This window comes from Paraburkholderia sp. EG304 (genome assembly GCF_046543485.1).
GTDB lineage: Bacteria > Pseudomonadota > Gammaproteobacteria > Burkholderiales > Burkholderiaceae > Paraburkholderia > Paraburkholderia youngii.
On record NZ_JBKGUA010000027.1, the window covers coordinates 15,621 to 27,883 of the forward strand.

A 12,263-nucleotide genomic window follows, 5' to 3' on the forward strand; every position below is an offset into this window, starting at 1 on the left:
GAAGTAAGCCGGCCGGCGGAAGCCGCCGCGCGCTGCGTGGGCGTTCGACCGGACCGGATGAAAACGCGAATACAGAAGAACTGACGGCCGCATACGAGCCGTCAGTGTAGTCAATGCGCGTTGCCGCGCAACGACTCGGGCGAAGGCTGGCGATTGCCGGGCTTGTTGCGCGTCAGGAAGCCGGCCGCTGCCGCGAGCAGCGACGCGACGCCGAGGCCGTACAAGCCGCCCGTGATCGAGCCCGTGTGCTGCTGCAGATAGCCGAACGTGGCCGGCGCGAAGAAGCCGCCGAGGTTGCCGAGCGAGTTGATCAGCGCAAGCACGCCGGCGGCGACGCGCGCGTCGAGGTAGCCCTGCGGAATCGGCCAGAACAGCGAAGACGCGGCCTTGAAGCCGATCGCCGAGAAACAGATCGCGACGAACGAGAACACCGGGTTGCCCGACGTCGACGCAAACAGGCCAACCGCGGCGATGACGAGCGCGACCGCGAGCCAGCCCTGTTGATGACGCCATTTCGCCGACACCACAGCGAAGCCATACATCGCGACCATCGCGATCAGCCACGGAATCGCGTTGAACATGCCGACCTCGAAGTCGGACAGGCCGCCCATCTTGCGGATGATCGTCGGCAGCCAGAAAGTGGCCGCGTAGATCGTCAGTTGGATCGCGAAGTACAGGAAGCAGAACAGCGCGATCTGCGGGTCCTTCAGCAGCTTCATCGTCGGCAGATGCGCGCCGCCCTGCGCTTCGCGTTCAGCCTGTTCGGCCGCGATCGATCGTTCGAGCACGCGCTGCTCTTCGGCGGTGAGCCAGTGTGCGTCGCGGATGTGCGACTTCAGCAGCAACCAGCTGACGACGCACAGCACGATCGAGAACCCGCCTTCGATCAGGAACATCCACTGCCAGCCCTGCAGGCCGAGGCCGCGAATCGACAGCAGCGAACCGGTGATCGGACCGGACAGCACCGACGCGAGCGCCGAACCCGACAGAAAGATCGCCATCGCCTTGCCGCGCTCTTTTTGCGGCAGCCACTGCGTGAAGTAAAAGACGACGCCGGGAAAGAAGCCCGCCTCGGCGACGCCGAGCAGGAACCGCAGCACGTAAAACGACGTGTCGTTCCAGACGAACGCCATCGCGCCCGCCACCAGCCCCCACGTGCCCATGATGCGCGTGAGCCACGCGCGCGCGCCGAACTTCTGCATCAGCACGTTCGACGGCACTTCGAACAGCGCGTAGCCGATGAAGAACAGCCCGCTGCCGAGCCCGTAGGCGGCCGCGCCGATGCCTAGATCGGTCTTCATGTGCGCGTTGACGAAGCCGATGTTCACGCGGTCGATGTAGTTCGCGATGAACATGATCAGGAAAAGCGGCAACACGTTGCGCTTCACCTTCGCGACCGCTGATTGCAGCGGGTCGAGCGCGGTAGTGAGAACTGATGTCAAGTTTTGTCTCCCCTGTGGGCCATGTGGCCTGGTGGAACGCAGCGCGACGCAACGGTTCGATACGAGAGCCGCCGATGCGCCTGATACGTTGTCTGACGACAGTCTACCGCGTTATTTTTCCCAGATCCAGTTGGGTGTTTACCCTGCGCGCGTTGATTGATTCCCTTGGGATATCGGCCGATTCAGGGCTTTTAGGGCTACAACCCACTTCTGAAATCTAGCTCGGACTAAGACGTCCGATGTCTTTAAATGGAGGCTCCCTACCAGCAGCTCATGCGCTTGCGCAACCGCCCGCCTCATCCTCGCTCCACCCCGCGTCCGGCGCGGAAAAAATAGCCCGCACCGAGGCCGCCGAACCCGGCAGAATCGAGTACAGTCCTGTGCAATACTCTGTTGGATCAGTCAACCAGCCACAAAAATGAGCAGCCTAACTGAAAAGGTGGTGGCCACCCTTTCCGATGAAATTCGCCGCGGGGCGCTGAGGCCAGGCGATCGCATCCCCACCGAAGTCGCGATGATGAAGCAGTTGTCCGTGAGCCGCTCCGTGGTGCGCGAGGCGATTTCGCGTCTTCAGGCAGCGAGGATCGTCGAGACACGCCACGGCATCGGCACGTTCGTGCTCGCGCCCGCCGCGGAAAAGCCGATGCAGCTTCCCGCCGCCGATCTCACCAGCATGCTCGACGTAATGGCGATCATCGAGTTCCGGATCGACGTCGAAGCGGCCGCGGCCGCGCTCGCGGCATCGCGGCGCACCGAGCAGAACCTGAAGCAGATTCGCACCGCGCTCGACCGCTTCGAGTCGGAACTCGAGCGCGGCAGCACCGACACGCTCGCACACGACATCGAGTTCCATCTGCAGATCGCACGTGCGAGCGGCAACCGCTATTTCTTCGACGTGCTGAGCCAGCTCGGCCGCTCGGTCAGCCCGCGCACGCGGCTCGGTTCGGCCGAGATCGCCGAGCTCGACCATATCGAGATACTGCGCAGCGTGCTCGGCGAGCACTTGATGATCTATCGCGCGATCGAGCGTCAGGACGCCGACGACGCGCGCGCCGCGATGCGCATGCATCTGAGCAACAGCCGCGAACGTCTGCGCCGCGCGCATGACTTGACGAAGGCTGGCGTGTGACCGCATGCGGGGCCGATCGACCGCCCCGCAATACGACACACCGCCAGCAGCACCCGCTCACTCCCCCACGTCCAGATCCATCAACGCCGAACTCAGCGATTTGCCATGCGCATCGAGCGCGAGCGAACGCGTAACGCCGCCGCCGAGCGCATCGCCGAGCACGAAGTTGAACGCGGCAAGGCCCGGCAACTCGTGCCGCACCACGTCACCGCGCACCACATCCCGCAGATGCGCGCTGACGCGCTGGGGCGTCAACACATCGCGTAACCGCTCGTAGTGCCGCGCGTCGTAGCAGATCACCGAGATGTTGAGCGTATTGCCCTTGTCGCCGGTGCGCGAATGAGCCAGTTCACGGAGTTTCATCTCAAGCCTCCACCAGCGAGAAAGCCGGCGTCGCATGCTCGCGCGGCAGCAGCACCGATTGCACGGCGACCACCTCGCGCGCCGCCTTCGTCACTCCGCCCCCGCCCGCCGGTCCGTTCGTGTACAACGTCTCGACCTCGTTGCCGATGCGCACCGCTTCCGCGAGCGATGCCGTGCGCCCCGCCACCCGCGCGCGCACTTCGTACGGCTCGCCATGGCCAGCCGCGACCGTCTCGCCATGCAGTGCGTTCACGCCGATGAGATCGAAGCGCAGTTCGCGCGCCTCTACACCGGTCAGCGCGAGCCGTTCTCGCACGATATCGAGAGCGAGCCGCGCCCGCGCCAGCGCGCCCGGTCCGCCGTACGAAATCTGCCCTTCGCCGATATAGCCGTCGAAATATGCAACCGACACTTTCAGCGTCGCGGTGCGCTCCGTGCCGCCACCGCCAGTGACGCGCACACGGTCCGGGGCTTCCTGTTCGACGCGCACCTGCGAGAAATCGGCGACCACGTCGGGTTGCAGATAGCGACGAGGATCGTGAATCTCGTACAGCAACTGCTCCTTGCACGTCGCTTCGGTCACGAGCCCGCCACTTCGCGCGAGCTTCGTGATCACCACCGAACCGTCCCGCGCAACTTCGGCGATCGGAAAGCCGAGCCGCGCGAGATTCGGCACGTCCTTGAAGCCGGGGTCTGCGAAATAGCCGCCGGTGATCTGCCCTGCGCATTCGAGCAGATGGCCGATTACCGTCGCCTGGCCGAGCATCGGCCAGTCGTCCATGCGCCAGCCGAATTCGTGGACCAGCGGCGCGACGAACAGCGACGGATCGGCGACGCGCCCGGTCAGTACGATCTGCGCGCCGGCCGCGAGCGCGTCGACGATGCCGCTCGCGCCGAGATACGCATTCGCCGATATCAGCCGGTCCTCGTACGCGGCCACCGCGTCGCCCGATTCGACGAAATGGAACTCGCCCGCACGCACGACGTCGAGCACGTCGTCGCCGGTGACGGCGGCAATCCTCAGCCCGCCGAGACCGAGCTCGCGCGCGATCTGTGCGGTCCTGCGCGCCGCCGCGCGAGGATTGGCCGCGCCCATGTTCGACACGATACGCACGCCGTTGCGCGCCGCGACGGGCAGCACCGCGCGCATGCGCGCTTCGAGCAGCGGGTCGTAGCCGAGCTCCGCGTCCTTGCTGCGCGCCTGCTGCGCGATCGCGATCGTGCGTTCGGCGAGGCATTCGAAGACCAGATAGTCGAGCTGGCCGTGTTCCGCGAGTTCGAGCGCGGGTTCGATGCGGTCGCCCGAGTAGCCCGCGCCCGCGCCGATGCGCACGACGCGTTCAGATTCAATGGCTGTCATGGTGCTGCCGTCCGTTCAATGAAACTCACAGTGGAAAGATCCCGAGCGCGACGCACGCGATCGTCATCACGACCGACGCGCCGAACAGCAGGGGAAACGTGAATCTTTGATGATCGGCCAGCTCGATACCGCACAGGCCGACCACGAGGAACGTCGCGGGCGTGAGCGGGCTGACCGGAAAACCGGTGGTCATTTGTCCGAGCAACGCGGCCTGTCCGACGTGCACTGCGGGCACGCCGAGCTGGCCCGCCACTTCCGCGATCACCGGCAGTACGCCGAAATAAAATGAATCGGGATCGAACAGCATGCTGAGCGGCATCGACAGCAGGCCGAGCACGATCGGAATATGGCTCGCCATCGCCGGCGGCACGAAGCCGACCGCCGCCTGCGCCATCGCCTTCAGCATCCCGCTGCCCTGCATCACGCCGGTGAACACGCCGGCCGCGAGCAAGATGCCGGCCATCATCAGCGCGGCGCGCGCATGCGCGTCGATCCGTTTGCGCTGCATGTCGACGTTCGGATAGTTGACCATCAACGCGATGCACAGGCCCACCATGAACATGACGGCCGGCGGAATCTTCTCGCCCATCACGACCATCGTGCCCAGCACGACAAGCGTCAACACGATGTTGAACCAGAAGTTTTGCGGGCGGCGCAGCGCCTGTTGTTCTGGCGTCAGTTCGCGTTGCGGCATCGGCACGGAACCGCTCGCGGCAGTGAGGCCGAGGCGCTTTTCCTCGCACCGCCCGAGCCAGTACGCCATCGAGAACACGAATACGAGGCCGATCGCCTGCACCGGAATCAGCGGATTGAATAGCGCCGAAATCGGCAGATGCAACGACGCCGACGCGCGAATCATCGGCCCTGTCCACGGCAGGAAGTTGATGCCGGCCGCCATCGATACCGCCGCGGCGAGCACGCGCCGGTCCATCTTCAGGCGATCGTAAAGCGGCAGCATCGCGGGAATCGTGACGAGGAAACAGACGGCGCCGGAGCCGTCGAGGTGGATCAGCAGCGCGAGCAGCGTGGTGCCCATCACGATACGCGTGGGCCGCGTGCCGACCGCGCGCAGGATACGCTCGATGATCGGGTCGAGCGTGCCGGCGTCAGTGATCGTGCCGAAGTACAGGATCGCGAATACGAACATGCAGACGACCGGCGCGAGGCTTTTCAGACCGTCGACCACGAACTTGCTGGTCTGCAGGCCGAAGCCGCCGAGCAGCGAGGCCGCGAGCGGCACGATGATCAACGCGACGAGCGGCGACATGCGTTTGGACAGGATCGCGCCGAGCAGCACGACGATGGTAGCCAGCCCCAGCAATGGCAGCATGAGCTTGTCTCCAGGTTGTTTTTTAGTGTGATCGAGCGTAAGTTCTGCACAGCAATAAAACAATTGAAATGAATTGATTGCAGCAATCACAAATCATCATGGATCTAAATCTGCGGGACATCCGCGCGTTTATCGCGGTCGCCCAAACGGGCAGCTTCACGCGCGCGGCCGCGCGGCTGCATCTGTCGCAACCGGCGTTGACGGTGCAGATTCGCCGGCTCGAGGAAACGGTCGGCCTGCGCCTGTTCGATCGCAACAGCCGCAATGTCGCGCTGACGCCGACCGGCCGGGAGCTGCTGCCCGTGCTGCAGAAATCGCTGCACGACATGGAGCACGTGCTACTCGATGCACGCGCGCTCGGCGAAGGCGCGAGCGGTACGGTGCGCATCGCCTGCCTGCCGACCTTCGCGGCGAGCGTGCTGCCCGAGCTCGTGCAGGCGCTGAGAAAAGCCGTGCCGCGCGTCGGCTTCGAGGTGCGCGACGTCGTCGCGAGCATGGTCAACACGCTGGTGCGCAACGAGGAAGTCGATGTCGGGCTGACCGGCGGCGAGCTGAACGACAGCGGGCTCGAGGTGCTGCACGAGGGTATCGACCGGCTCGTCGCCGTGTTGCCGAAGCAGCACGCACTCGCGCGGCGGCGCCGGCCCGTCACGCTCGGCGATCTGGCCAACGAGCCGCTCGTGCTGACCGCGCAGGGCACGAGCGTACGTGCGGTGGTCGACAGCGCGTTCGCCGACGCGCAATGTGAGCCGCGCATCGCCTGCGAGCCGACCTACATGATGAGCGCGGTCGCGATGGCGCGCGCCGGGCTCGGCATCACGATCCTGCCGGCGTCGGCGCGCGAGGTGCGCGCTGAGCCCGAGTTGGTCGCGCGGCCGATCGACGAAGCCGCGTTCACGCGCCGCATCGCGCTGATCCGAAAGCGCGGCCGAACCTTGCCGCCGGTGACCGAGACCTTCGTCGCGATGTTGATCGAGCGGATCGACGCGTGATAGGGGCGCAGGCGTCGATTTGTACGTCGCGGGAGCCCTAATTTTCACGATCTGAAACGATGCCGCGCGTCGTAAAAAACCATGGTGCGCGGCACAAAGCGGGCATTTCACGATGTCCGGCAGCGTTGCACATCGCAAAATGAAACGCCTAAACCATTGTTTTTGCGAGAATATTTATAAGATAAAGAACGGTTTGACGCCCGCTTGCGAGCCGACTGGCTGACGTAGACTCTTTCACAAGAGCACGCGTTTCACGCAGTCGGATTCGAGGGGCCTCACGACATGGCCACCCAAATCCCAGAGATTGCGCAGAAGCCGTCACGAATCGCGGCTTTTTTATTGGTAACTGGGAGACTAAAAATGAAAGGCTTTCGCTTTGGTTCGACGCAGGGAGCGTTCTACATTCTGCCGGGTCAGGACGGCTGGGAAGCCACCTACGGCAACGAAACGCTCGGAGAATTCTCGAGCCCGCAACAGGCCGCCGACGACCTCGCGCGCGGCCTGAGTTGCGAGCATCTGTCCGAGCTCGACACGTCGACGCTCGAAATTCCAGAGAAACTCGCTGATTGGGAAATCGTTCACGTATAAGGACGGATATGACCGACGGCGACGTAGCAGTGAAAGCAGAAACGACAATGGCGCCCGAAGGCGCCATTGTCGTATTTGCGGTCCTGCTTGCGGCTTTGTGCGCGGTTGCGCTGCGTACTTACCGCGTGGCTTTCCGGTGCAGCGCAGTTGCGGCCGCGATGATTACCGCATCAGCAGCCCGCGCGGCTTCAAGCCACCGAATCGACGATCGCGTTCAGCGTCGCGCTCGGGCGCATCGCCTTGCTGGTCAGCTCGACGTTCGGACGGTAGTAGCCGCCGATATCCACCGGCTTGCCCTGCGCCGCGCCGAGTTCCGCGACGATCTTCGCCTCGTTGTCGGCCATCGCCTTCGCGACGCCCGCGAACTGCGCCTGCAGCGCCGCGTCGTCGGTTTGCGCGGCCAGTGCTTCGGCCCAGTACATCGCGAGGTAGAAGTGGCTGCCGCGATTGTCGATGCCGCCGACCTTGCGCGCCGGCGACTTGTCGTTGTCGAGGAACTTGCCGGTCGCCTGATCGAGCGTCTTCGCGAGAACCTGCGCCTTCGGGTTGTGATACGCGGTGCTCAGATGTTCGAGCGATGCCGCCAGCGCCAGGAATTCACCGAGCGAATCCCAACGCAGGAAGCCTTCCTCGACCAGCTGCTGCACGTGCTTCGGCGCCGAACCGCCCGCGCCGGTTTCGAACATGCCGCCACCGGCCATCAGCGGAACGATCGACAGCATCTTCGCGCTGGTGCCCAGTTCCATGATCGGGAACAGGTCGGTCAGGTAGTCGCGCAGCACGTTGCCGGTGACCGAGATCGTGTCCTTGCCCGCACGGATGCGCTCGACCGAGAACTTCGTCGCGTCGACCGGCGTCATCACGCGGATGTCGAGACCATTGGTGTCGTGATCCTTCAGGTACTGTTCGACCTTCTTGATGATCTGCGCATCGTGCGCGCGCACCGGGTCGAGCCAGAACACTGCCGGCGTGTTGGTCGCGCGGGCGCGGTTCACCGCGAGCTTGACCCAGTCGCGGATCGGCGCGTCCTTGGTCTGGCACATACGGAAGATGTCGCCTTCCTCGACCGGCTGCTCCAGCAGCACCGCGCCGGCTTCGTCGGTCACGCGGACCACGCCGTTCGCCGGGATCTGGAACGTCTTGTCGTGTGAACCGTATTCTTCCGCGGCTTGCGCCATCAGGCCGACGTTCGGCACCGTGCCCATCGTGACCGGATCGAACGCGCCGTGCTTCTTGCAGTCTTCGATCACAGCCTGGTACACGCCGGCGTAGCAACGGTCCGGAATCACCGCCTTCGCGTCGTGCAGCGCGCCGTCGGCGCCCCACATCTTGCCCGACTCGCGGATCATCGCCGGCATCGACGCGTCGACGATCACGTCGCTCGGCACGTGCAGGCTCGTGATGCCCTTGTCCGAGTTGACCATCGCGAGCGGCGGACGCTGTTCGTACTGCGCCTTGATGTCGGCTTCGATCGCCGCGGCCGTTTCAGCCGGCAGATCCTTCAGACGCGCGTACAGGTCGCCGATACCGTTGTTCGGGTTGAAGCCGACCTTGGCCAGCGCTTCCGCGTGCTTCGCGAGCACGTCCTTGTAGAACACCGACACCACGTGACCGAAGATGATCGGGTCCGAGACCTTCATCATCGTGGCCTTCAGGTGCACCGAGAACAGCACGCCGTTCGCCTTCGCGTCGGCGATCTGCGCTTCGATGAAGCTGCGCAGCGCCTTCTTGCTCAGCACCGACGCGTCGATGATTTCGCCTGCCAGCACCGGCGTTTTCGCCTTCAGGACCGTGGTCGTGCCGTCCGCGGCGGCCAGCTCGATCTTCACGCTGCCGGCTTGCGCGATCAGCGCCGACTTTTCGCTGCCGTAGAAATCGCCTCCGCTCATGTGCGAGACGTGCGACTTCGAGTCCGCGCTCCATGCGCCCATCTTGTGCGGATGCTTGCGCGCGTAGTTCTTCACCGACAGCGGCGCGCGGCGGTCCGAGTTGCCTTCGCGCAGCACCGGGTTCACCGCGCTGCCCTTGATCTTGTCGTAGCGGGCCTTGACGTCCTTCTCGGCGTCGGTCGTCGCGACGTCCGGGTACGACGGCAGCTTGTAGCCCTGATCGCGCAACTCGGCGATCGCGGCCTTCAGTTGCGGCACCGACGCGCTGATGTTCGGCAGCTTGATGATGTTCGCTTCCGGGCGCGTGGTGAGTCCACCGAGCTCCGCCAGATCGTCGGAAGCCTTCTGTTCCGCGCTCAGGTAGTCAGGAAATGCGGCAATGATCCGGCCGGCGAGCGAGATGTCACGCGTTTCGACGAGCACGTCGGACGAGCGCGTGAACGCCTTGACGATCGGCAGCAGCGAGTACGTCGCCAGTGCGGGCGCTTCGTCGGTCAGGGTGTAGATGATCTTCGGCGGTGTGGACATGATTAATGCTTTGCTAGGAAGTGATAGACAGAGCGTTGGCAGTCGAGGCCAGCGCAAATCGCGGCGCGATGGCGACGGCGCCGGTTCGGCACGACGCAACCCCGCGACCTTCGTTTTGCGATACGACCGAGAGTATATGCGCGTTTTCCACTAAATGTGGGTAAACAAACAGGTCGCAAGACCCTGCCGAAAAGGGTCGAGCCCCGGCTGGCAAGGGTTTGCGGCCGATTAACCCGGTCTTAAGACAGATATCTTATAGATGACTTGCGACGTATTATTTTTGGCTAAATGCGAATGGATCGCATTAGCCCGCCGCCGCAACGGCGCGCCAGTCGCCCGCAACAACAACCCGCCTTACCCCTCGCGCCCCAGGAACTCGACCACCATCCGGTTGAACTTGTCCGCATGCTCCCACTGCGCCCAATGCCCGCAGCGGCCGAACACATGCAGATCGGCGTTCGGCATCCCGGCAACGAGCCGCAGGCCGACGTCCATCGGCACGAAGCGATCGTCGCGGCCCCAGATCACCAGCGTCGGCGCGGCCACTTCGCCGAGGCGCGGCCCGTAGTCGTTGAACTGCTTCGGATTCGCGGCGAGGCTCGCGACGAAGTTCTCGAGATGGTCGCGCCGTGCCAGCATATTCGCGAGACGCGCCTGCATCAGGTCTTCGGTCAACGCCTTCGTGTCGAACACGAAGACGCTCATCATGCGCTGCAGGTTCTCGATGGTCGGGTTACGGTACAGGCCTTGCAGCAGCTTGATGCCTTCGGTCGGCATCGGCACGAACTGGCTCGGGCCGCCGGTGCCGCCGCCCATCAGCACGAGCTTGCCGACGCGCTTCGGTTCCAAGAGCGCGAACGCAACCGCGCTATGCCCGCCCATCGAGTTGCCGATGAGATGCGCGCGTTCGATATCGAGCGCATCGAGCAACGCCTTCAGGCAGCGCGCGTTGAGTTCCGAGCGCGAACCCTTGCAGACGATCGGATCGCTCTTGCCCCACCCGAGGCAGTCCATCAGGATCACGCGATAGCCCGCCGCGACGAGCGGCTCGACGTTGCGATTGAAGTTGGCCCAGCCGGTCGCACCCGGTCCCGAGCCGTGCAGCATCACGACCGTTTCCGCGCCCTGCCCCACGTCGTTGTAGTGCAGTTGCACCTCGCGGCCATCTTCAGTGATCCGGACGAATTTGCTGGTCGCTTCTTCACTGATCGCCACTGCTTGTGTATTTGTATTGCTCATGTCGGATTCCTGTGTTTCACGAGTTGAGTGACTGCGGGCCGCCGCTGACGGCAAGCCCGCTCCATATTTCAGGCCGCAAAACTACTGCGCGGCCGCCGCGGTATATCGAAGTGTCGAGCGATTCACGACGAGCCACGCACCGATCGCGGCGACTGCGATCAGCGGAATGCTCGCGCCGAGCAGCACGCTCGCGCCCTGACCGATCGCGAGCAGTTGCCCCGCGATCAACGGTCCGAGGATCGAGCCGAGACGGCCAACCGCCACGGCCGCGCCGACGCCGGTGCCACGCACTTCGGTCGGGTACAGGCTGCTTGCCAGCGCATACAGCACCGACTGGCCGCCGACCAGGAACAGGCCCGCGAGCAGACCGCCCCACGCCATCGACGCGCCGCCGTTCGCGCTCAGCAACGCACCAAGTGCGACGACGATGCCGACATACATGCCCGCGACCGTGCGGCGCCGGCCCATCCGGTCCATCATGCCGGCGATCACGATCGCGCCGATGCCGCCGCCGATGTTGAACATCATCTGCACGACGCCCGACTGCACGCGCGTCAGACCGCGCGTCAATACGAGCGACGGCAGCCAGTTGATCAGGAAATACAGCACGATCAGCGTGCCGAGATAGCTGATCCACAACGCGATCGTCGTGCCCGCGCGCCCTTCCTGCCACAGCGCGCGCGTCACGCTGGCGGCCGCATCGCGGCGCGCGCCCGTGGTTGCGCGCGCCGCGACGAACTGCGCCGACTCGCGCATGAACAGCGCAAGCAGCGGCAGCACCAGCAACGGCCCTAACCCGCCGACGTAGAAGATATGCCGCCAGCCCGCATCGCCCGGGCTGATGATGCCGACCACCGCCGCGAGCGCCGCGCCGAACGGCATGCCGCAATACATCGCGCCGACCGCGGTGTTGCGCTGATGCGGCGGCGCCGCTTCCGAGCACAGCGCGATCAGATTCGGCATCGCCGCACCGAGACCGAGGCCGGTCAGAAAGCGCGCGGCGAGCAGGCTGTTCAGATCCCATACCTGCGCGGTCGCGAGCGAAAAGAGGCCGAACAGCGCGACCGACCACATCAGCACGCGCTTGCGTCCGAGCCGGTCGGCGAGACGTCCGCCGATCGCGGCTCCGGGCAGCAGCCCGAGTGCGCCGATGCTGAACGCCCAGCCCATCTGCGCGACCGCGAGATGAAATTCGCGCGCCATGCGCGGTGCGGCGAGGCCGGTCGATTGCAGGTCGACGCCTTCGAGCAGCGCGACGATCAGGCAGAGCCCGATCGTCAGCGCGCCGCTGGCAAGAGGTTTCGTCGACTGCGTTGTTGGTGTTGCTCGTGTTGACTGCCGCATGAATGTCTCCAATGTTGAATCAGCGTCGCTCTTGCGGCGACCTTGCTGGATGAAATGAA

At 64.7% G+C, this 12,263-nt stretch carries 10 protein-coding genes; 3 read left to right on the top strand and 7 right to left on the bottom strand.

From position 1 onward, the window contains the following. Nucleotides 1-110: 110 nt before the first annotated feature. Entirely contained in the window at nt 111-1,442 is a 1,332-nt protein-coding gene (locus ACLFKU_RS27045) for an MFS transporter (RefSeq protein ID WP_410851126.1), read from the bottom strand. Between the two features lie 418 nt (nt 1,443-1,860). Between ACLFKU_RS27045 and ACLFKU_RS27050 the strand changes: the two genes are divergently transcribed. Next, complete coding sequence (locus ACLFKU_RS27050; protein WP_368585458.1) at nt 1,861-2,571, top strand: FadR/GntR family transcriptional regulator; 711 nt, start codon at nt 1,861-1,863, stop codon at nt 2,569-2,571. 57 nt (nt 2,572-2,628) lie between these two features. Here the strand turns inward: ACLFKU_RS27050 and ACLFKU_RS27055 are convergent, their stop codons facing one another. The 3 genes from ACLFKU_RS27055 to ACLFKU_RS27065 are packed head-to-tail and all read right to left on the bottom strand — an operon-like array spanning nt 2,629 to nt 5,624. Continuing rightward, nucleotides 2,629-2,934: a hypothetical protein gene (locus tag ACLFKU_RS27055; protein WP_368585457.1), complete on the bottom strand. Its 306-nt coding sequence runs from the start codon at nt 2,932-2,934 to the stop codon at nt 2,629-2,631. 1 nt (nt 2,935) lies between these two features. After that, nucleotides 2,936-4,294: an acyclic terpene utilization AtuA family protein gene (locus tag ACLFKU_RS27060; RefSeq protein WP_410851127.1), complete on the bottom strand. Its 1,359-nt coding sequence runs from the start codon at nt 4,292-4,294 to the stop codon at nt 2,936-2,938. Nucleotides 4,295-4,319: 25 nt separating this feature from the next. Continuing rightward, the gene (locus ACLFKU_RS27065) at nt 4,320-5,624 is read right to left on the bottom strand and encodes a CitMHS family transporter (RefSeq protein WP_410851128.1); all 1,305 of its coding nucleotides are present in this window, start codon (nt 5,622-5,624) and stop codon (nt 4,320-4,322) included. Between the two features lie 98 nt (nt 5,625-5,722). On the opposite strand from ACLFKU_RS27065, the gene ACLFKU_RS27070 reads away from it, so the two are divergent. Together ACLFKU_RS27070 and ACLFKU_RS27075 are read left to right on the top strand one after the other, a co-directional pair. Continuing rightward, nucleotides 5,723-6,616, top strand: coding sequence for a LysR family transcriptional regulator (locus ACLFKU_RS27070; RefSeq protein WP_410851129.1), 894 nt, complete (start codon nt 5,723-5,725; stop codon nt 6,614-6,616). A 360-nt stretch (nt 6,617-6,976) separates the two neighbouring features. Continuing rightward, nucleotides 6,977-7,204 carry a hypothetical protein gene (locus ACLFKU_RS27075; RefSeq protein ID WP_013092475.1) on the top strand — a complete coding sequence of 76 codons (228 nt, stop codon included), beginning with the start codon at nt 6,977-6,979 and terminating at the stop codon, nt 7,202-7,204. A 188-nt stretch (nt 7,205-7,392) separates the two neighbouring features. Here ACLFKU_RS27075 and ACLFKU_RS27080 read toward each other — a convergent pair whose 3' ends face one another. The 3 genes from ACLFKU_RS27080 to mhpT form a co-directional block, all read right to left on the bottom strand. Further along, nucleotides 7,393-9,621 (bottom strand): NADP-dependent isocitrate dehydrogenase, encoded by a 2,229-nt coding sequence (locus ACLFKU_RS27080; RefSeq protein ID WP_410851130.1) that lies wholly within the window; start codon nt 9,619-9,621, stop codon nt 7,393-7,395. Between the two features lie 354 nt (nt 9,622-9,975). Beyond that, the gene (locus ACLFKU_RS27085; RefSeq protein WP_368585452.1) at nt 9,976-10,860 is read right to left on the bottom strand and encodes an alpha/beta fold hydrolase; all 885 of its coding nucleotides are present in this window, start codon (nt 10,858-10,860) and stop codon (nt 9,976-9,978) included. 81 nt (nt 10,861-10,941) lie between these two features. Then, the gene (gene mhpT / locus ACLFKU_RS27090; protein ID WP_368585532.1) at nt 10,942-12,204 is read right to left on the bottom strand and encodes a 3-(3-hydroxy-phenyl)propionate transporter MhpT; all 1,263 of its coding nucleotides are present in this window, start codon (nt 12,202-12,204) and stop codon (nt 10,942-10,944) included. Between the last annotated feature and the right edge of the window lie 59 nt (nt 12,205-12,263).